This is a genomic window from Lentzea flava, from assembly GCF_014648475.1.
In the GTDB taxonomy this organism is placed as follows: domain Bacteria; phylum Actinomycetota; class Actinomycetes; order Mycobacteriales; family Pseudonocardiaceae; genus Lentzea; species Lentzea flava.
The window spans coordinates 225,503-245,677 of record NZ_BMRE01000007.1; the positions used below are offsets into that span (position 1 = coordinate 225,503).

The 20,175-nt window shown below is 68.5% G+C and carries 15 protein-coding genes; 4 read left to right on the forward strand and 11 right to left on the reverse strand.

From position 1 onward, the window contains the following. Nucleotides 1-110: 110 nt before the first annotated feature. Together IEZ09_RS12445 and ccrA are read right to left on the reverse strand one after the other, a co-directional pair. Nucleotides 111-1,325 (reverse strand): cytochrome P450, encoded by a 1,215-nt coding sequence (locus IEZ09_RS12445; protein WP_189253792.1) that lies wholly within the window; start codon nt 1,323-1,325, stop codon nt 111-113. A gap of 10 nt (nt 1,326-1,335) precedes the next feature. Further along, nucleotides 1,336-2,658 carry a crotonyl-CoA carboxylase/reductase gene (gene ccrA, locus IEZ09_RS12450; protein WP_189253793.1) on the reverse strand — a complete coding sequence of 441 codons (1,323 nt, stop codon included), beginning with the start codon at nt 2,656-2,658 and terminating at the stop codon, nt 1,336-1,338. 65 nt (nt 2,659-2,723) lie between these two features. Between ccrA and IEZ09_RS12455 the strand changes: the two genes are divergently transcribed. Both IEZ09_RS12455 and IEZ09_RS12460 read left to right on the forward strand, forming a co-directional pair. Beyond that, the gene (locus tag IEZ09_RS12455; RefSeq protein WP_189253794.1) at nt 2,724-4,451 is read left to right on the forward strand and encodes an ABC transporter ATP-binding protein; all 1,728 of its coding nucleotides are present in this window, start codon (nt 2,724-2,726) and stop codon (nt 4,449-4,451) included. Continuing rightward, a complete protein-coding gene (locus tag IEZ09_RS12460) occupies nt 4,448-6,334 on the forward strand; it encodes an ABC transporter ATP-binding protein (RefSeq protein ID WP_189253795.1) in 1,887 nt (628 codons plus the stop codon). The genes IEZ09_RS12455 and IEZ09_RS12460 overlap by 4 nt, the downstream gene beginning before the upstream one ends. 105 nt (nt 6,335-6,439) lie before the next feature. On the opposite strand, the gene IEZ09_RS12465 is transcribed toward IEZ09_RS12460, so the two are convergent. The 3 genes from IEZ09_RS12465 to IEZ09_RS12475 all read right to left on the reverse strand — a co-directional run bounded on the left by IEZ09_RS12465 (nt 6,440) and on the right by IEZ09_RS12475 (nt 8,944). Continuing rightward, entirely contained in the window at nt 6,440-7,081 is a 642-nt protein-coding gene (locus tag IEZ09_RS12465) for a maleylpyruvate isomerase N-terminal domain-containing protein (protein WP_189253796.1), read from the reverse strand. Nucleotides 7,082-7,123: 42 nt separating this feature from the next. Continuing rightward, a complete protein-coding gene (locus IEZ09_RS12470) occupies nt 7,124-8,161 on the reverse strand; it encodes a GDP-mannose 4,6-dehydratase (protein ID WP_189253797.1) in 1,038 nt (345 codons plus the stop codon). A 66-nt stretch (nt 8,162-8,227) separates the two neighbouring features. Further along, nucleotides 8,228-8,944, reverse strand: coding sequence for a thioesterase II family protein (locus IEZ09_RS12475; protein WP_308202381.1), 717 nt, complete (start codon nt 8,942-8,944; stop codon nt 8,228-8,230). Nucleotides 8,945-9,004: 60 nt separating this feature from the next. Here IEZ09_RS12475 and ligD point away from each other — a divergent pair, with 60 nt between their 5' ends. Further along, nucleotides 9,005-9,952 (forward strand): non-homologous end-joining DNA ligase, encoded by a 948-nt coding sequence (gene ligD, locus IEZ09_RS12480; RefSeq protein ID WP_189253798.1) that lies wholly within the window; start codon nt 9,005-9,007, stop codon nt 9,950-9,952. After that, nucleotides 9,939-10,886 carry a DNA polymerase domain-containing protein gene (locus tag IEZ09_RS12485; protein WP_189253799.1) on the forward strand — a complete coding sequence of 316 codons (948 nt, stop codon included), beginning with the start codon at nt 9,939-9,941 and terminating at the stop codon, nt 10,884-10,886. Before ligD ends, IEZ09_RS12485 begins: the two co-directional genes overlap by 14 nt. On the opposite strand, the gene IEZ09_RS12490 is transcribed toward IEZ09_RS12485, so the two are convergent. From IEZ09_RS12490 to IEZ09_RS12515, 6 genes are all read right to left on the reverse strand, one after another. Continuing rightward, nucleotides 10,865-13,249, reverse strand: a complete 2,385-nt coding sequence (locus tag IEZ09_RS12490) for a caspase family protein (protein ID WP_189253800.1) — start codon at nt 13,247-13,249, stop codon at nt 10,865-10,867. The genes IEZ09_RS12485 and IEZ09_RS12490 overlap by 22 nt on opposite strands. Before the next feature lie 43 nt (nt 13,250-13,292). After that, a complete protein-coding gene (locus IEZ09_RS12495) occupies nt 13,293-14,174 on the reverse strand; it encodes a hypothetical protein (protein WP_189253801.1) in 882 nt (293 codons plus the stop codon). Between the two features lie 68 nt (nt 14,175-14,242). Further along, entirely contained in the window at nt 14,243-15,868 is a 1,626-nt protein-coding gene (locus IEZ09_RS12500; protein ID WP_229812485.1) for an ABC transporter family substrate-binding protein, read from the reverse strand. A 150-nt stretch (nt 15,869-16,018) separates the two neighbouring features. Further along, the gene (locus IEZ09_RS12505) at nt 16,019-18,148 is read right to left on the reverse strand and encodes an ABC transporter ATP-binding protein (RefSeq protein ID WP_189253802.1); all 2,130 of its coding nucleotides are present in this window, start codon (nt 18,146-18,148) and stop codon (nt 16,019-16,021) included. Then, the gene (locus IEZ09_RS12510; RefSeq protein ID WP_229812486.1) at nt 18,148-19,125 is read right to left on the reverse strand and encodes an ABC transporter permease; all 978 of its coding nucleotides are present in this window, start codon (nt 19,123-19,125) and stop codon (nt 18,148-18,150) included. Before IEZ09_RS12510 ends, IEZ09_RS12505 begins: the two co-directional genes overlap by 1 nt. Nucleotides 19,126-19,138: 13 nt before the next feature. Next, entirely contained in the window at nt 19,139-20,101 is a 963-nt protein-coding gene (locus tag IEZ09_RS12515) for an ABC transporter permease (RefSeq protein ID WP_229812487.1), read from the reverse strand. Between the last annotated feature and the right edge of the window lie 74 nt (nt 20,102-20,175).

Consider the following 20,175-nt stretch of genomic DNA (forward strand, 5'->3'; position numbering starts at 1 on the left):
CATCTCGAGACGCGACCTGTCAGGAATCCTCGCGTCCGAGCGCCTGGCATACCCCTAGAAACGACTTGGGGCGCCCCTGTTCACAGGGACGCCCCGAGCACGTGGAACACTTACCAGGTAACGGGAAGCTCCCGCAGCGAGTAGACGATCGCGCCGTCGCGGAACCGCAGTTCGTCCGCCGGTTTCGCCAGCGCCAGCGTGGGAATGCGGGTGATCAGCGTCAGCAGCGCGACCTGGAGTTCCACCCGGGACAGGAACTTCGCGATGCAGCTGTGGATGCCGTGCCCGAACGCCAGCGGCGTCGAGTCCTTGCGGGTGATGTCGAGCGTGTCGGGGTCGGAGTAGACCGACTCGTCGCGGTCCGCGGAGGACAGCAGGGCGATGATCCCCTCCCCGGCCTTGATCGGCTGACCGGCGATCTCCAGGTCCACTTTGGCCACCCGGCCGACACCGCACTGCATCACGTTCTGGTGCCGCAGCAACTCCTCCACGGCACCGACGATCAGGTCCGGGTTCTCGCGCAGTTTCACCAGCTGGTCGGGGTGCTCCAGCAACGTGAGGATGCTCAGCGCGATCGACGACGCCGTCGTGTCGTAGCCCGCAGAGAGCAGCATCATGCCGATGACGACGGCCTCTTCGCGTTTCAGTTCGCCTGCGGCCATCTGGTTCGACACGAGCCGGCCGAGCACGTCGTCGGTGGGCTCCTTCTCCTTCTGCGCCACCAGCTTCGTCAGGTAGCCGAACAGCGCACCCGCAGCGGCGTTGCGGTGAGCCTGCGACGACGTCGTCTCGACGAGGGTGTTGATCCAGCGGCCGAACGCGAGGCGGTCCTTGTAGGGGACGCCCAGCAGCTCGCACACGACGGTCAACGGGATCGGGCGCGCGAAGTGCGTGACGAGGTCGACCGGCTGCGGCATCTTCAGGATCGCGTCGATCCGCTCGTCCACCAGCTTCTGCGCCTGCGGCCGCACCTCCTCGGCCTTCTTCTTGGTGAACATCGACATGATCATGCGCCGGTAGTGGGTGTGCTCCGGCGGGTCGACGGTCACGAACGCGCCCGGCTGCGGGTCCACCGGGAACAGGTACCGCGGGTAGCCGGGGTTCATCACCTCGGCGGAGAACCGTTCCGTGTCGGCGAGAAGAGCGCGCACGTCGGCATACCTGGACACCAGCCAGGCGGTGTCGCCCGCGGGTGTCGTCACCTTCTGCACCGGCCGCTCTGCGCGCAGCCGGGCGTACTCCGGCGGGAGGTCCAGCGGGCGGTGCGGGTCACGGGGGAACGGGAACGGGCACGCCGGAGCGGGCGCGGTGACTTCTTCCGTCATGGAGAAACCTTCAGTCGGAGGTGCGGAACCGGTTGATCGCGCCGATGTTTCTGTCGCGCAGCTCGTGGTCCAGCACGCCCAGCCCCTCGGACGGCGCGAGGCACAGCACGCCGACCTTGCCCTGGTGGGCGTTGCGGTGCACGTCGAACGCGGCCTGGCCCGTCTCGTCGAGCGAGTACACCTTGGACAGTGTCGGGTGGATCTTTCCCTTGGCGATCAAGCGGTTCGCCTCCCACGCCTCGCGGTAGTTCGCGAAGTGCGAGGAGATGATGTGCTTGAGGTTCATCCACAGGTAGCGGTTGTCGTACTGGTGCAGATAACCGGACGTGGACGCGCAGGTGACGATCTTGCCGCCCTTGCGCGTCACGAAGACCGAGGCGCCGAACGTCTCCCGGCCGGGGTGCTCGAACACGATGTCCGGGTCGTCGCCGCCGGTCAGCTCGCGGATCTTCGCACCGAACCGCTTCCACTCGCGCGGGTCCTGCTCGTGCTCGTTCTTCCAGAACTTGTAGCCCTCAGCCGAACGGTCGATGATCAGCTCCGCGCCCATCGACCGGCAGATCTCGGCCTTGTCCGGCGACGACACGACACACACGGGCGTCGCGCCGCCGTTCAGTGCGAACTGCGTGGCGTACGAACCGAGACCGCCCGAGGCACCCCAGATCAGCACCGTGTCGCCCTGCTTCATGTTGGCGCCGTTGACCGACACCAGCTGGCGGTAGGCGGTGGAGTTGACCAGACCGGGCGAGGCGGCCTCCTCCCACGTCAGGTGCTCGGGCTTCGGCATCAGCTGGTTCGCCTTGACCAGTGCGAGATCGGCCAGGCCGCCGAAGTTCGTCTCGAAACCCCAGATCCGCTGCTGCGGGTCCAGCATCGTGTCGTTGTGCCCGTCGGGGTGCTCCAGTGGCACGTCCAGGCAGTGCGCGACCACGCGATCGCCCGGCTTCCACACCGTCACACCAGGGCCGACGCGCAGCACGACACCGGCGAGGTCCGACCCCACCACGTGGTAGGGCAGATCGTGTTTGCCGCCCAACCGCCGCAGGAACGCGAACGTGGACAGCGGCTCGAAAATCGACGTCCACACGGTGTTGTAGTTGATCGAGGACGCCATCACGGCGATCAGCGCCTCACCCGGCGCGAGCTCCGGTGTCGGGACCTCCCGCACCTTCAACGACCTGCGCGGGTCCTTGTCGCGGGTCGGCAGGCCCGCGAACATCTCCGCGTCGGCTTCCTCGACCACCACGGCGCGGTAGCTCTCGGGCACCGGCAGCGCCTCGAAGTCCCGCGCCACCGCGTCGCCCGATTCGATGGCGCTCAGGATCTCGCTCATGCACCCCAAGGTAGAAGCACAGACGCTAGGGAATGCCCGCAAGAAACTGCGGTCTGCTGGACCGTGTGCTCATCAGATTTCTGAACACCCACCTCCGGACCTACCGGGGACCACTGTTGTTCCTGGTGGCACTGCAGCTGGTCCAGACGGCCGCGACCCTGCTGCTGCCCACGCTCAACGCGCGGATCATCGACAACGGGGTGCTCCTCGGCGACGCCACCTACATCTGGGCCACCGGCTCCACCATGCTCGGGGTGGCCGTGGTGCAGATCCTCACCGCGAGCGGCGCGATGCTGCTCAGCTCCCGCGTGTCCGCGGGTCTCGGACGCGACCTGCGCGCGAAGGTGTTCGGGAAGGTCATGAGCCTGTCGGCCCGCGAGGTCGACCAGATCGGCGCGCCCTCGCTGATCACGAGGACCGTCAACGACGTCGGGCAGGTCCAGAGCATCGTGCTGACCACCGCCGACGTCGCGGTGTCGGCGATCATCATGTGCGTCGGCGGTGTCGCGCTCGCGCTGCTGCAGGACCTGCCGGTCGCGACCATCCTGATCGCGCTGGTCGTCATCGTCGTCCTCGGCCTCACGCTCATGCTGAAGCGGCTCTCGCCGTTCTACGAGGCCATGCAGAAGTTCCTCGACCGCATCAACCACCTGCTGCGCGAGCAGATCACCGGCGTCCGGGTGATCAGGGCGTTCGTTCGCGACCCGCACGAACGCGCCCGCTTCGACGCCACCAACCGCGACCTCTACGGCACGACGCTGCGGGTCGGGCGGATCATGGCGGCACTGCCGGTGATGGTCATGACCGTCATGAACGTGCTGACCGTCGCGATCATCTGGTTCTCCGGCCACCGCATCGACGCCGGCACCATGCAGCTCGGCGCACTGCTCGCGCTGCTGTCGTACGTCACGCTGATCATCGTCGCGATCATCATGACGATGCTCGTGTTCACCGAGGCCCCGCGCGCCGCCGTGTCCGCGGCCAGGATCGACGAGGTGCTGCGGGCGGAATCCAGCATCACCTGGCCGGAAAAGCCCGTCCGAACCATGAAGACCCGCGGCCACCTGGAACTGCGCGGCGCCACGTTCGGCTATCCCGGCGCGGAGAAACCGGTGCTGCGCGACATCGACCTCGTGGCCAGGCCAGGCGAGACGGTGGCGATCCTCGGCAGCACGGGCAGCGGCAAGTCGACCCTGCTGTCGCTCGCCATCAGGCTCTACGACGTCACCGGCGGCGAAGTGCGGATCAACGGCGTCGACATCCGCGACCTCGATCCGTCGGCACTGCACCAGATCGTCGGCTACGTTCCGCAGAAGGCACACCTGTTCAGCGGCACGATCGCGGCGAACCTCCGCCACGGCAAGGAAGACGCGACCGACGACGAGCTGTGGCACGCGCTGGAGATCGCGCAGGCCACCGAGTTCGTCCGCCCGCTCGGCCTCGACGCGCCGATCACCCAGGGCGGCTCGAACGTCTCAGGTGGACAGAGGCAACGCCTCGCCATCGCACGGGCGCTGGTGCGGCGGCCCGAGATCTACCTGCTCGACGACTGCTTCTCCGCACTGGACCTCGGCACCGAGGCACGGCTGCGCGCCGCACTGGCCTGCGAGCTCGGCCACGCCACGATCCTGCTGGTCAGCCAGCGGATCAGCACCGTCGAGGCGGCGTCGCGGGTCATCGTGCTGGAGGACGGCCAGGTCGTCGGCTCCGGCACGCACGCCGAGCTCATCGGCACCAACCAGACCTACCGGGAGATCGCTCTCTCCCAGCCCGTGGGAGGGGCTCTCCGATGACCCTGCTCGCAGATCCGGAAGCTCCCGCGCCGGTCGAGGAGAACCACCGGCCCAGCACCGCGAAACGCCTCTTCGGGCTGCTGCTGCCCTACCGGGGCAAGCTGGTCGTGATCGGGTTGCTCGCCGTCGTGTCGATCGGGCTCAACCTGCTCGGCCCCCTCCTGCTCGGCCGCGCCACCGACCTCATCGTCACCGGCCTCGTCAGCCGCAGCCTGCCCGCCGGCGCCACCGAGGAGGAGATCCTCGCGCGGCTGCGGGAACAGGGCGAGGACACGCTCGCCAACGTCATCAGCACCGTCGACGTCGTTCCCGGCCAGGGCGTCGACTTCCCCGCGCTCGGCCAGCTGCTGATGGTCATCCTCGGCCTCTACGTGATCGGGTCGCTGTCGATGCTCGTGCAGGGCCGGATCGTCACGAACATCGTTCAGCACGCCGTCTACCGGCTGCGCGAGGAGATCGACGCGAAGCTCACCCGGCTTCCCCTGGCGTACTTCGACCGCAACCCGCGCGGCGAGGTGCTCTCCCGCGTCTCCAACGACGTCGACAACCTCCAGCGCACCGTGCAGCTGTCGATCGGCCAGATGCTCACGAGCCTCGTCAGCGTCGTCGGTGTCCTGGCGATCATGCTGGTGATCTCCGTCGAACTGGCCGTGCTGGTGCTCGTCTGCGTGCCCATCGCGCTGGTGCTGGCCGCGTACATCTCCAAGCGCGCCATGCCGAAGTTCGCCCAGCAGTGGCAATCGACCGGTGCGTTGAACGCGCACGTCGAGGAGATGTACAGCGGGCACGCGCTGATCACCGCGTTCGGGCGCCAGGAACAGGCGGTGCGGGAGTTCGCCGAACACAACGAGATCATGTATCGGTCGTCGTTCAGCGCGCAGGCGATCTCCGGCCTGATCGGGCCGGCGACGAGGTTCATCACCGACCTCAACTACGTGCTGGTGGCCGTGGTCGGCGCGTTGAGGGTCGCCAGCGGCAGCGTGTCCATCGGTGACGTGCAAGCCTTCATCCAGTACTCCGGCATGTTCTCCCGGCCGATCATCGACGTCGCGAACTTCTCCGGCCAGCTCCAGTCCGGCATCGCGTCCGCCCGGCGGGTGTTCGAGCTGCTGGACGAGCCGGAACAACCACCGGCGCCCGCCGAGCCCGCGACCGTCTCACCGGTGCGCGGGCACGTCGAGTTCTCCCACGTCTGTTTCCGGTACGTGCCGGAGAAGCCGCTGATCGACGACCTGTCGCTCACCGCCACACCGGGCCAGCTCGTCGCCATCGTCGGGCCCACCGGCGCGGGCAAGACGACGCTCGGCAACCTGCTGCTGCGGTTCTACGACCTCGACGGCGGCCGGATCCTGCTGGACGGCACCGACATCACCACGATGACCCGCGAGGACCTCAGGTCCGCCATCGGGCTGGTCTCCCAGGACACGTGGTTGTTCGAGGGCACGATCGCCGAGAACATCGCCTACGGCAAGCCCGGCGCGACCCGCGAGGAGATCATCGCGGCAGCGCAGGCGATGTGCGTGGACCGGTTCGTGCGCGCGCTCCCGCACGGCTACGACACGGTGCTCGACGAGGAGCACGGCGGGCTGTCCGCTGGCGAACGGCAGCTCATCACGCTGGCACGCGCGTTCCTCGCCCAGCCCGCGATCCTGCTGCTGGACGAGGCCACGTCGTCGATCGACACCCGGACCGAAGTCCTGATCCAGCAGGCCATGGCGTCGCTGCGGGCCGGGCGGACCAGCTTCGTGATCGCGCACCGGCTGTCCACGATCCGCAACGCCGACCTCATCGTCGTGATGGACCAGGGCGCGGTCGTGGAACGCGGCACGCACGAGGAACTCATGGCCGCCAACGGTTTCTACGCCCGGCTGTACTCAGCCTAGGGCCGTGGCCGGCGGCCTTGCCCCGTGTTCGGCGGTCAGACGGGTGCGTCGTGGTGCCGGCCCGCCCTGCTGAGCGTCGAAGACGCGGCGAAGGCTGCCGATCACTCAGCCCAGCACGTACGGGATCGCGAGGTCTCCCAGCTCGGCGCGCTCCGCCTCGGTCGGGGCGCGCCGTCCCGTTCCCACCAGCAGCACGTCCTCGTCCGCCCAGGACGCCGGGAACGCGCCGGCGATCTGCTCCAGCATCTCCCGGCAGCGGGCCAGCGCCGCTGCGGGCGGGCCTGGCACGTCCGACAGGTGCAGGACCAGGTCGAGGTGGTGCAGCGTCCACTCCCAGACGTAGGCGCCCAGGTAGCCGGCCGTGCACAGCACCATGTCCTGCGTGCTGACCTTGAGCGTCGGATCGGCGAGCTGAGCGGCCCGCAACGCGGCCCGCCCCAGGTCGTCGACGTGGTGCTTCAGCATCCACGGCTCGCCGTACGCGGCGGCCAGCCGGACGGTCAGCGCGGCCAGCGGGTCGTCCGCGGGTTCGTGCGAGACCTTCCAGTACGTCACGGAGTCGTGCGTCACCGGGTCCGCGGTCGGGGTGACCAGCGTGATCAGCACGTCCTGCGCGTCGATCACGAAATGGCACACCAGATCCCGCACCAGCCAGCCCTCGCACCCGGACGGCTTGCCGAAATCGTCGTCCTTCAGCTCGCTCACCGCGTCGAGCAGTGCCCCCAGAGAAAGCGAAAAAAGATCCACAGCCGCAAAACTACAGCGGCTGTGGACCCGGGGCAGAAGGATCTACCAGCTGGCGGCGGCCAGCAGGTCGCCGTACTCGTGCTCGGTGGCGACGTGCTTGAGGTCGGCCTCCACCATCATCTTCATCAGCGACGAGAAGTCGACCTCCGGCTTCCAGCCCAGCTCGTTGCGTACCCGAGTGGTGTCGGCGCACAGGATCTCGACCTCGGCCGGGCGGACCAGCACCGGGTCGATGTAGACGTGATCCTCCCAGTTCAGGCCGACGTGATCGAACGCGAGGCGCACCGCGTCGCGCACCGAGTGCATCTGACCGGTGCCGACGACGTAGTCCTCCGGCTCGTCCTGCTGCAGCATCAGGTGCATCGCGCGCACGTAGTCGCCCGCGAAACCCCAGTCGCGCAACGCGTCCAGGTTGCCCAGCGCGAGCTTGTCCTGCAGCCCCAGCTTGATCTTCGCGACGCCGAGGGAGATCTTGCGGGTCACGAACTCCGCGCCACGGCGCGGCGACTCGTGGTTGAACAGGATGCCGCCGACCGCGTACATGCCGAACGACTCGCGGTAGTTGCGGGTGATGAAGTGCCCGTAGGCCTTCGCGACGCCGTACGGGCTGCGGGGGTGGAAGATCGTGGTCTCGCGCTGCGGGGTCTCGGCCGCCTTGCCGAACATCTCCGACGACGACGCCTGGTAGAAGCGGATGTTCTTGGCCGCGGCGCCGTTGTGGCGGCTGCTCGACAGGCCGGAGACGATGCGGATGGCCTCCAGCATGCGCAGCACGCCCATGGCGTTGACCTCGGTGACGAGCTCGGCCTGCTGCCACGACATCGGCACGAACGAGATGGCGCCGAGGTTGTAGACCTCGTCCGGCTGCACCAGGTCCACAGCGGACACCAGCGACGCCTGGTCCATCAGGTCACCGTCCACGAAGGACAGTTCCGACATCAGCCTGGACACCCGCATCTTGCGCGGGTTCGCCTGCCCCCTCATGAGCCCCCACACCTGGTAGCCCTGTTTGAGCAGGTGCTCGGCGAGGTAGGAGCCGTCCTGCCCGGTGATCCCGGTGATCAGTGCCCGCTTGGTCATCCCGTTTCCTCTCATCACCGGAGGTCCGCAACGGGACGGACCCCAATCCCTTGCCAAATTAGGGGTTCAGGCACTAGGGGTTTCGCCTGAAACCACGGCGGCGACGGCACTTCTGTTGTCCGACAGAAAGAAATGGCCGCCGGGAAACACCTTCAGCGCGAACGGCCCGGTCGTGCGTTCCCGCCACTGCTCCACCTCGTGGACGGACGCCTTCGGGTCGGCGTCGCCGGTCAACGCGGTCAGCGGGCACCCGAGCGGCGGCCCTGGGCGGTAGCGGTAGGTCTCCGCGGCCCGGTAGTCGGCGCGGATCGCGGGCAGCACCATCCGTACCAGCTCCTCGTCGTCGAACACCCGCGCGTTCGTGCCCGCGAGCTTCCTGACCTCGGCGAGGAGACCGGCGTCGTCCCGCTGGTGCACGCGGTCGTCGCGGACGATCTGCGGCGCGCGCCTGCCGGAGACGAACAGGTGGTCGGGTTCGTGTCGCAGTGCCACCTCGAACGCGACCATCGCGCCCATGCTGTGTCCGAAGAGGTGCAGCGGCCGGTCTCGGCTCAACAGGGGCGCGATGGCGTCGGCGAGCCGGCGGATGTCGTCGATCAGGGGCTCTGACCTGCGGTCCTGCCGCCCCGGGTACTGGACCGCGACCAGCTCGGCACGGCCGTGGAAGGCCTGGGCGAACGGCTGGTACCAGCTCGCCGCGCCACCCGCGTGCGGGAAGCACACCAGCCGCGGAGCACCGTCGGGAGCCTCCGCGAACCGCCGGAACCACAGCGTGGACGCCACAGCGCCGATGCAAACACCGTTCGGGCTGAGGAAACACCTGGAAACGGCTAGCGTGGCGGCATGGGCAAGTCTCCGGCTGTGGAGCTCGAGGTGGAGGACCGCGTCGTGCGGATCTCCAACCCCGACCGCGTCTACTTCCCCGCGCGCGGCGAGACGAAACTGGATCTCGCGAACTACTACCTGTCCGTCGGTGACGGCATCGTCCGCGCGCTGCGGGAACGGCCGTGCATGCTGCACCGCTTCCCCGAGGGCGTGAGCGGCGAGAAAGTGCACCAGAAAAGGCTTCCGCACGGCGCGCCACCGTGGGTGCGGACCGTGCGGGTGCACTTTCCGCGCTACAACCGCCACGCGGACGAACTCTGCGTCACGCACGTCGCCGACGTGATCTGGGCCGTCCAGATGTCCACTGTGGAGTTCCACCCGTGGAACTCGCGTGCGGCGGACACGGAGAAGCCCGACGAGTGGCGCATCGACCTCGATCCCGGTCCGACGTGCACGTTCGACCGGGTCAAACGGGTCGCCGGTGTGGTCGAGGAGGTGCTCGCGGAACTCGGCGCGGTCGGGTTCCCGAAGACGTCTGGGTCGAAGGGCCTGCACATCTACGTGCGGATCAAGCCCGACTACGGGTTCCACGACGTGCGCAAGGCGGCTCTGGCGTTCGCGCACGAGGTCGAACGCCGCGCGCCGGACGACGCCGAGACCACGTGGTGGCGCAAGGACCGCGACCCGTCGCTGGTTTTCGTGGACTACAACCAGAACACGCGCGACCGGACGATCGCGTCTGCCTACTCGGTGCGCGGTGTTCCCGAGGCCACCGTGTCGACGCCGATCCGCTGGGACGAGATCCCCGACGTCGACCCGCGCGACTTCACCATCGCCACCGTGCCGAAGCGCTACGCCGAACTGGGCGACCTGCACGCCGGGATCGACGACGCGGTGTGGGGAATCGAACCGCTGCTGGAGTGGGCCGCCCGCGACGAACTCGAGGTTCCCGATGAGCAGCAGTGAGATCAAGTTCTCGAACCTCGACCAGCCGCTGTTCGGCGGCATGGTCAAGGGCGACCTGGTGGAGTACCTGGACTTCGTCGCCGACCGGTTCGTGCCGGTGCTGGCGGGGCGGCCGCTGTCGGTGTGGCGGATCCTGTCCGGGAAGGGATCCAAGGACGGCCAGGAACCGTTCATGCAGAAGAACGTTCCCAAGTACACGCCGTCGTTCGTCAAGACGGTCGAGGTGTGGGCGGAGACGTCGCACCGGCAGATCAAGTACGCGCTGTGCGACGACAAGCAGACGCTGATGTGGTTCGCGAACCAGCGTGCGGTCGAGTACCACGTGCCGTTGTTCGTCAAAGATCATTCCGGGGATGACCACCAGACGCACATGGTGCTCGACATCGACCCGCCGGAGGGTGCCGGTTTCGACGTCGTGGTCGCAGCGGCGTTCCTGATCAGGGAAGCTCTGGCGCAGGCAGGCCTGGAAGGCGCGGTGAAGACCAGCGGCGCCAAGGGCGTGCACATCTTCGTTCCATTGGAGAAGCACGATCCCGACGACGTGGCGGCGGCGACGCGCGCGGTGGCGGCACGGGCGGAGAAGCTCGATCCGTCGCTCGCCACCACCGCCTACATCCGGGACGAGCGGCAGGGCAAGGTCTTCCTCGACTCGACTCGGGCCTGGGGTGCCACCGTCGTCGCCGCGTACAGCCCGCGGCTGCGGGAGGGGCTGCCGATCTCGTTCCCGGTGCCGTGGGACTCGCTGAAGGACGTCGTCCCCGCCGACTTCACCGTGAAGAGCAGGTTCGACGGCGATCCGTGGACCTCGCTGATGCCCGCGCCGCAACGGCTGCCCGATGACCTGGTGGAACAGGGGCACGGCATCCCGGTCGCGCGGGTCGTCGCGATGCACGAGGGCAAGCGGCGCAAGGCTCAGCGCGAACGCGAGAAGTAGGCGACGATCGCTGCCGCCAGCGGCAGGGCCACATGACTGACGCTGGTGAACGTCGGCTCGGACGCGGCCACGTACTCGTTGGCGCGCACGAGCAGCCCGGCGGCCACGGTGACGTAGCCGGCGAACCTGGCCGTGCCGCTGGTCAGGACCGCGATCAGCGGGACCACGACCAGGCCCGCGAAGCTCGCGTGCACGACGAACAGCGGGACACCGGTGAGGTGCAGGGCCGCGTCCACGATCAGCAACACCGGCGCGATCGCGGAGAACCGGGCCCGTTCCCGCCAGATCCGGTAGCCCGCGAGACCGGTGAGGGCGATCGCGACCGCCAGGAACGTGAGGTCGGTCGCGTCGCCCGCGAACGACTCCAGGGCGTCGGCAGAGGAGGCGACCACGAGCACACCGGCCGCTCCCAGCACCCCGCTCGCGGCCGCCAGCCACCGCGGACTCGCCAGGAGCGCCGCGGCCGCCACCGTGACGGCCATGCCGAGCAGGAACGGCAGGTAGGTCGTCTCGCTGCCGCCGACGAGGCCGGTCGTGCCGGCCAGCAGGCCAAGAGCGGCGCCGGGCAGCCACGGGTGGTCGCGGCAGGTCAGCGCGAACATGGTGGCGACGAGTGCCCACGGCCAGACGGTGGCGAACAGCAGGGTGCTGGAAATGGTGTCGCCGAGATGGCCGGTCAGGCCGCCGGTGACCGTCATGAGGCCGACCACCAGGAGCGCCAGTGCCAGGCCTGCGACCAGGCGGGACGCCGCGGTCAGGCCTGCGGCCAGGCGGGGCGCCGCGGTCGTGCCGGAGACCGGGACCCGTGCGGCGCTCACTCCCTGCATGGCCGAGCCGGCACCCGACGCGGTGAGCCGCGACCGCCGGGGCCCGGTGTCCCGCTCGCCGGACCGGTCCGCCCGGTCGGCTCTCGCCGGAGTGTCAGACCCGCTGAGTACCGTGGAAAGCGGGGGTTCCCGATCCGAGGGGACCCTTGCGCGAGCCTGGGCCGCACCCGCGCCCTCCCGCGAGGCGAGCAGCGAGGTCGGCGCGGGTGCGGTGGCCGGTTCCGGCTTCTCCCCCAGTGCTTTGCGGGCTGCCGTCGCCACCATCCGGCTGTCGTCCTCCGCCAGCCGCCGCAACGCGAGCCGCGCCGCCAGCACCCTGCCCTCGTGCGCCACGGACAACATCCGCACCAGCGACGGAATCGCCCCCGCCCGCACGCCGGGCAGCGAGTGGTCGATGGCCTCCTGCAGGTCCGACGGCAGCGCGGCGGGCACGGACACCGGCCGGGCACGGCGAGCGATGCGCAGGTCGCCGCGCACGTCGAGCATCCACTTGCCGGGCGTCTGGTGCGGGGTCACGCGGCGGACGCGGTCGTAGACGTACTCGTAGAGCTCGTCGAGGCCCACGTGGCCGTCCTGGTCGCGGTCGGCGTCGCCGGATTCCAGGCCCTCCACCAGGGCTGAGGTGAAGACCGACGGTTCGCCCGCCGAGGAGTCGGCGACGGCGGCGCCCTCGAAGGCGTACTCCACGGCCGACGACGCGGTGATCACGGCCCGGCCGCTGCCGCCGAACTGTTCCTCCAGGCCCACGGAGCCGCCCGCGCGGGCGACCATGCCGCGGCCGAACGCGCCGGAGTAGCAGCAGTCGAGCAGGAGCACGATGCGGCGGGAGCGGGAGCGGTTCATGCGGCGGGCCACGAAGTCGGCGGAGACCGCGGTGCCGGCCAGGCGGTTGAGCCTGGTGCCCGAGGTGGCGAAGTGGAGTTCGCCCGCCTCGTCCTTCACGCCGTGGCCGGAGAAGTGCAGGACCAGGAGGTCGTCCGGTTCGCGGTCGGCGAAGAAGTCCTCGACGGCCTCGTTCACCTCGGCGGCCGAGGAGTTGATCAGGGTGCGCACGTCGAACCCGCCGATGCGCGGATCGGCCAGGACCTCGCCGAGGCGGGCCGCGTCGTGAGCGGGGGCGCGCAGCGCGGACAGGCCGGGGTCGGTGAACTCGTAGCTCGCGATGATCAACGCGTAGCGCTGGGGGCGGTGTCTCGCCAGCCATTCCGCGGCGCGGGCCCGCTCGGCCTCCGTGGGCGCGCCGGTCAGTTCCAGCGTGTCGCCGTCGGCCTCCACCGTCACGGAACGCTCGCGGCGCTGGCCCAGCCACGACGACACGGCGTTGATCAGCGCGGCCAGCACGGTGGACTGGGAGATGGTCGTCAGCACGGTGCCGATCTCGGCGGGGTCGAGGGCCTTGGCGCCCTCGGCGGCCTCGCCGGGAACGCCGGCCACCGGTGCCAGTTCGCGCAGCTCAGCCCGCAGGAAGGTGGCGAGCTGCTCGATGCGCTCGTCGTCGGCCCCGTCCTCGTGAACGCGCAGTGTGACGTCGGTCATAGCGGCCTCCTATCGAAGGAGGTCGCTCAGCCGGTCGAAAGCATTACGACGGGTCGGAACCCCGGAACGCACCCCACCACAGGCCCAGGGCCGCGGCGATCACCGTGGCCGTGATCCAGCCGGTGAAACCGCTCCCGTCCACGTACGCCCAGAACAGGCCGACGATCGGCGCGGGCACCAGGAACACCGCGTCCACCCGCAGCTGCGCGAGCAGGCCGCGCGGAGCCCGCGTCTCGGGATCGGGCTGCGCCGGGTTGTCGACCCGGCGGCCGCGCGGGTGCTTGTGCACCGGACGGCCCGACGGGTAGATGGTCACGCCGTCGGCCACCACGACCCGTCCGCCGCGCAGCTCGACGTCGACGGGCGACGGCAGCGTCACGAGCACCGGGTCGTAGTAGACGGGCAGCCAGCGCTCGACCCGGCCGTCGATCTCCAGCCACGACCGCACCATCAGCCCCGACTGCACCCGGATCCGCCGCACGGACGCGGTGACCGGCTCGGCCCGCACAGACCTGACCGCCAGCAACAGCCGCACCAGGCCCGCGAGCACCACCAGCAACGCCACCGCGACCGAGAACGTCACGCCGCCCAGCGCGCGATCGGTCTCCAGCAACAGGTCCGCGCCGGGAATCACCGCACGCGAAGGATCGGCCGGGTCGAACGCCACCTGCGTCTGCTTGCCGACGACCCGGTCGCCGTCCTCGTACGGGACGCGCGCCGACCCGGACGGCCACCGCACCTCCACCGCGCCGCCGTCGAACGACACGACGCTGCCGACCTCGCGCGACGTCATGGACGACAACAGGTCGCGATCGTCCGAATAGGACAGCCACGAGAAGAACGCGACGACGGAGCAGACGAACAGCACGACCGCCGTGGCGAGAACACCGTGGCGCAGCGCACGAACCCGGGAACGCAGCAACACAACTCCAGAGAAGAAGACGAACGGCCCGGCAGGAGGACCCGCCGGGCCGTTCATCAGCTAACTACACGTCACGAGGTGAAGCCCATGTGGATGTAGTCGTACGGGCGGTTCGCGAACGCGACGGCACCGAAGTTCGCCACGTTGCTCTTGACCGCGACCGCGCCGGGAAGCTGGTAGAGCGGCAGCTGGTGGCCGATCTCCCAGATCTTCTTGTCGATCTCGTTGGTGAGGGCGGCGCGCTTGGCGTCGTCGAGCTCACCGTTGGCCTCGTCGAGCATCTTGTTGATCTCCTCGGACCCGATGCGACCGTAGTTCTGGTTGGTGCTGTTCGGGTCGAGGTAGTAGATGCCCTTGCTGTCCGAGATCGGCGTGGCCGAGGACAGCCAGCGGAAGCCGGTCATGTCGAAGTTGCCGACGTTGACGTACTGCTTGAAGAAGTCGGTCGACGGCACGGCCTGGATGTCGATCTTGGCGCCGACCTCCTTCAGCTGCGACTGCACGAGCTTCGCGATCTGGTCGGAGACGGGGTTCGGCGTCGGGATGACGTACCGGATGACGAGCTCCTTGCCGTCCTTCTTCCGGGTCTCACCCTCGAGCTTCCAGCCCAGCTCGTCGAGCTGCTTCTTCGCGGCTTCCTTGTCGAACGACGCGATGGACGAGTTGTCCTTGTACTCCTTCGTGCCCAGCAGGAAGAAGTGGTTACCGGTGATCTGCGCGTCACCCTTGAGCATCTGGCCGAGCAGCGCCCGCGTGATGTTCTTGGTGTCGATACCGCGCATCAGCGCGACGCGGAGCTTGGCGTCCTTGAGGATCGACGAGTCCGCACCGTTGAACGTGATGTGCGAGTAGTCCGGCGTGATCGCCTGGCGGATCGTCACACCCTGCATCGACCGCGCCTTGGTGAAGTTGTCGATGCTGGAGCCGATGTCGAAGTAGTCGATCTGGCCGTTGGCGAGCGCGTCCGCGAGGGCGGGGCGGTCGACCTGACGGAACGTGATCTTGTCCAGCTTCGGCTTCTCGCCCCACCACGCGTCATCGCGCACGACGGTGACGACCTTGCCGGTGAGGTCGATCGTGCCGATCTTGAACGGACCGGCGGTCACCTTCGGCTTGTCCGCCCAGCCCTTGTTGAACTCCTCGACGGAGGACGACATGGACTTCGGGTAGAGGGGCGAGAAAATGCCCTTCCACTCGGCGAACTTCTTCTTGAACGTGACCTTGACGTCCTGGTCGGTCGCGCCCTTCTCGACCTTCTCGATGTCCTCGTAGCCCGTGGTGCCGGCGACCGAGTAGTCCTTGTTGGTGCCGTTCAGCGACTTCCACATGGCCTCGAAGTCCTGCCACGACAGGGCAGTGCCGTCCGACCACTTGGCCTTCGGGTTGATCTTGAACTCGAGGACCTGCGGGTCGGTGGAGGCGAGCTTCGCCTCCTCCAGGTAGTCCTTGTTGATCTCGATCGTCGAGTCCGGCAGCTGCTTGTACAGGTTCGGCATCATCGTGTCGATCATGCGGCGGCCGTCGGCGTTGGTGCCGTCGAGCTGGTTGTAGTTCCAGTTGTCCGGCAGCTGGTCAACCGGCCAGCGGAACTCGCCGCCGTCCTTGACCTTGGAGGCGTCCTGCGGGTTGATGTCCGCCTGACCCACCGTGTTCTCCGCGCCCTTCAGGCCGGAGTCGGTCTTGCTGGGCCCCCCCACACGCGGTAAGCGTGAGGGCGACCGCGACCAGCGCGGTCACTCCCACCTTGGTACGTCGACTCACTGTCGTGAACCTCCCTCGTGCCCGGACACCAGTTGCCGGGGACACTGTTCCTTCGTGCTCGCAGGTCGTCTGAGGCGACGGATGCATCAGAGGACCTGACGGATCTGGGCGAAGTGGCAGGCGGCCTCGTGGTCTTCTGCCTGCACCTCGCGCGGTGGTTCCAGCTCGATGCACGTGCGCTGCTTCTCCGGAGGCAGCGACGCGTGCAGGAAGCACCGGGTGCGGAACCGGCAGCCGGACGGCGGGTTCGCCGGGCTCGGCAGGTCGCCGGTGAGGATGATCCTCTCCCGCTGGCGTTCCTTGACGGGGTCGGGAATCGGGATCGCCGACAGCAGCGCCTGCGTGTACGGGTGACGCGGCGCGTCGAACACGCTGTTCACCTCGCCGATCTCGATGATCTTCCCGAGGTACATGACGGCGACCCGGTCCGCGATGTGCCGCACGACCGACAGGTCGTGGGCCACGAACAGGTACGCCAGCCCGAGCTTGGACTTGAGCTCCTCCAGCAGGTTGATGACACCGGCCTGGATGGAGACGTCCAGCGCGGACACCGGCTCGTCGAGCACGACGAGCTTCGGTTCCAGCGCGAGCGCCCGTGCGATGCCGATGCGCTGCCGCTGGCCGCCGGAGAACTCGCCCGGATAGCGCGACAGCTGCTCGGGACGCAGGCCGACGAGCTTCATCAGCTCCGGCACCCGCCGGTTGATCTCATCCTTGCTGTAGCCGTGCACCTGCATCGGCTCGGCGATCACGTCGTTGATCGTCAGGCGCGGGTCCAGCGACGCCATCGGGTCCTGGAACACCACCGACATGTCACGGCGGATCTCGAAGCGGCGCTTCGAGTCCAAAGAGGACACGTTCGTGCCGAGCACGGAGATCTCGCCGCCCATGGGCTTTTCGAGGCCGAGGATCTCCATCAGCGTCGTGGTCTTGCCGCAGCCCGACTCGCCGACCAGGCCGAGGGTCTCGCCCTCCCGGATGTCGAACGAGATGCCGTCCACGGCGTGCACGGTGCCGACGCGGCGCTTGAACACCACGCCCTTGTTGACCGCGTACTCCTTGACCAGGCCGTCGAGCTCCAGCACGATCTCGCGCTGCTCGCGCGGAACCTTGGCGATCTCGGCTTCCTCGACGACCTCGGCACCGAAGATCTCGGCGGCGGCCTCGGCACCCTCGGAGTCGGTCGCGGCGATCTCACCGGTCCTGATGCAGGCGGCCCTGTGCTCGGCGGAGCCGTCCACGTCGATCAGCGGCGGTTCCGCGGTGTGGCAGGCGTCGACGACCATCGGGCAGCGCGGCGCGAACGGACAACCTGGGGGAAGGGCCGTGAGCGACGGCGGCTGGCCGACGATCGGGACGAGCGCCTGCTTCTCGCCGACGTCGAGGCGCGGGATCGAGCCGAGCAGGCCGAGCGTGTACGGCATGCGCGGCTGCTGGTAGATCTCCTCGACCTTGCCGGTCTCCACGGCACGGCCCGCGTACATGACCATCAGCCGGTCCGCGAACCCGGCGACGACGCCGAGGTCGTGGGTGATGATCACGATGCCCGCGCCGGTGACCTCCTGCGCGGTCTCCAGCAGCTGCAACACCTGGGCCTGCACCGTCACGTCGAGCGCGGTCGTCGGCTCGTCGGCGATGATCAGGTCCGGGTCGTTGGCGATCGCCATGGCGATCACCGCGCGCTGCCGCATGCCGCCGGAGAACTCGTGCGGGAACGCCTTGGCGCGTTCGGCGGCGTTCGGGATGCCGACGAGGTCGAGCAGCTCGACCGCGCGCTTGGCCGCGGCCTGCTTGGACACCGAGCCGCCGCGGTGCACCAGGATCGCCTCGGCGATCTGGTCGCCGACGGTGTAGACGGGCGTCAGCGCGGACAGCGGGTCCTGGAACACCATCGAGATGCGCCGGCCGCGGATCTTCGACAGCTCCGCGTCGGTGCGGCCGATGAGCTCACGGCCCTGGAACTTGATGGAACCGCTGATGCGGGCGGACTCGGGCAGCAGGCCCATGACGGCGAGCGACGACACGGACTTGCCGGAGCCGGACTCGCCGACGATGCCGAGGACCTCACCGGGCGAGACCTCGTAGCTCAGGCCGCGCACGGCCTGCACGCGGCCTGCCTCGCTGGGGAACGACACGTGGAGGTCTTCGACCTGCAGAACCGGCCCTTCGACCGCCGGGTCGGCCGGCGTGTCGAACAGGATTTCCGAACTGGTCATCAGGCGGCCTTCTCCTTGGTGTCCTTCTTCTCCTTGCGGCGCACGCGCGTGGAGGTCGGGTCGAGCGCGTCACGCAGACCGTCGCCGACCCAGTTCACCGCCAGCACGAACACGACGAGGAAGCCCGCCGGGAACAGGAACAGCCACGGGAAGGTCGTCGCGGACTGGGCGAAGTTGCCGATCAGGGTGCCCAGTGAGACGTCGGGAGACTGGACGCCGAAGCCGAAGTAGCTCAGGCCGGTCTCGGCGAGCACCGCCGTCGCGACGTTGATCGTGGCGTCGATGATCAGCAGCGACGCCATGTTCGGCACGATGTGCTTGGCGATGATCGTGCGGGCGGGCTGCCCCATGAACCGGGCCGCCTTCACGAACTCGCGTTCCTTCAGCGTCAGCGTCATGCCGCGCACGATGCGCGCGGTGATCATCCACTGGAACGCCGCCAGCATCAGCACCAGCAGCCACCACGACTTGCCGCGGAACCACGGGCTGAGGATGGCGATGATCAGGAACGACGGCAACACGAGCAGCAGGTCGACCACCCACATGAGCGCCTTGTCGGCGACACCCAGGAAGTAGCCGGCGGTCGCACCGACGATCGCGGCCACGGTGGTCGAGATCAGCGCCACCAGCAGGCCGATGATCAACGACTTCTGCAGCCCGCGCATGGTCTGCGCGAACATGTCGGTGCCGATGTTGTCGGTGCCGAAGATGTGGTCGGCGTAGGGCGGCTGCAGGAACGCGCTGTAGTCGCGGTCCTCGTAGGACCACTGCGAGAGCAGCGGGCCGACGAACGCCAGCAGGTACATCGCCACGATGATGATCAGGCCGATCAGCGCGAGCCTGTTGCGCATGAAGCGGATGAGCACCAACCGGCCACGCGTCATCGCCTTGTCCGGTTCGGGCGCGGCGTCGACGGGGCTGCCCTGGGCGGCGCCGGCGGTTCCCGCGGAGTCGCCCTCGTTGAGGATCACGGTCACGTCGTCACCTTGCCTAGTTCACACGGATTCGGGGGTCGAGCGCGGCGTACAGCACGTCGGCGAGCCAGCCGGAGAACAGCACGCACACCGCGACGAACAGCGTCACCGTGGCCGTGATGTTCGTGTCCTGCGCCGAGATGCCGGTGACCAGCCAGTCCCCCATGCCGTACCAGGTGAAGATGCGCTCGGTGAACGTGCCGCCGACGACCAGCAGGCCGAACCCGAACGCGAACAGGGTCGCCATCGGGATCAGCGCGGTCCGCAGGCCGTGCTTCATCAGCGCCTTGCGCCGGGTGAGGCCCTTGGCCTGCGCGGTGCGCAGGAAGTCGCTGCCCAGGACGTCGAGCATGGACGAGCGCTGGTAGCGGCTGTAGTAGGCGATCTGGCCGAGCGCGATCGCGAGCGTCGGCAGGATCAGGTGCTGCAGCCGGTCGCCGAGGTGCTCGAACCAGTTGCCCTGGAAGCCGGGCGTCTCCTCACCGACGAAGATCAGCACGTTGCTGCCGATCGAGTTGTTGATGCTCTGCGCGCCGATCTTGAGCAGGTTGCCGAGCACGAGGACCGGCGTCGACAGCAATATGAAGGAGAACAGGGTCGCGAAGTAGTCGCTGAACTTGTACTGCCGGATCGCGCTCACCACGCCGATCAGCACGCCGAACAGGATGCCGATCGTGATGCCGAGCAGGAACAGCCGCAGGCTGACGCCGATGCGCCTGCCGAGCTCGTCGGTGATCGGGCGGTCGGCGACCGTCCGGCCGAAGTCGCCCTGCACCACACCGCTCATCCAGGTCACGAACCGCTGCGGGATCGGCTGGTCGAGGTGGAGGTCCCGTTTCTTCGCCTCGATCGACGCGGCGGGTGGCGGCGGGTTGCGTTGCTGCAACAACCCGATCGGGTCAAAGGTGACGGAGGCCAACGTGAACGCGAGGAACGTCGCCACGAGGGCGAGCACCACGTAGTTGACCAACCGTCGCAACAGAAATCCGGCCACCCGTGTTCAGTCCTCTCCCCGGTGGTTGCGACGTCGGCGCACTGGATTGCAGTGGACGA

Coding starts and splice junctions, on each gene's coding strand:
- IEZ09_RS12445 (WP_189253792.1), bottom strand. CDS start 1,325: ATGACGGAAGAAGTCACCGCGCCCGCTCCGGCGTGCCCGTTCCCGTTC.
- ccrA (WP_189253793.1), bottom strand. CDS start 2,658: ATGAGCGAGATCCTGAGCGCCATCGAATCGGGCGACGCGGTGGCGCGG.
- IEZ09_RS12460 (WP_189253795.1), top strand. CDS start 4,448: ATGACCCTGCTCGCAGATCCGGAAGCTCCCGCGCCGGTCGAGGAGAAC.
- IEZ09_RS12470 (WP_189253797.1), bottom strand. CDS start 8,161: ATGACCAAGCGGGCACTGATCACCGGGATCACCGGGCAGGACGGCTCC.
- ligD (WP_189253798.1), top strand. CDS start 9,005: ATGGGCAAGTCTCCGGCTGTGGAGCTCGAGGTGGAGGACCGCGTCGTG.
- IEZ09_RS12485 (WP_189253799.1), top strand. CDS start 9,939: ATGAGCAGCAGTGAGATCAAGTTCTCGAACCTCGACCAGCCGCTGTTC.
- IEZ09_RS12490 (WP_189253800.1), bottom strand. CDS start 13,249: ATGACCGACGTCACACTGCGCGTTCACGAGGACGGGGCCGACGACGAG.
- IEZ09_RS12505 (WP_189253802.1), bottom strand. CDS start 18,148: ATGACCAGTTCGGAAATCCTGTTCGACACGCCGGCCGACCCGGCGGTC.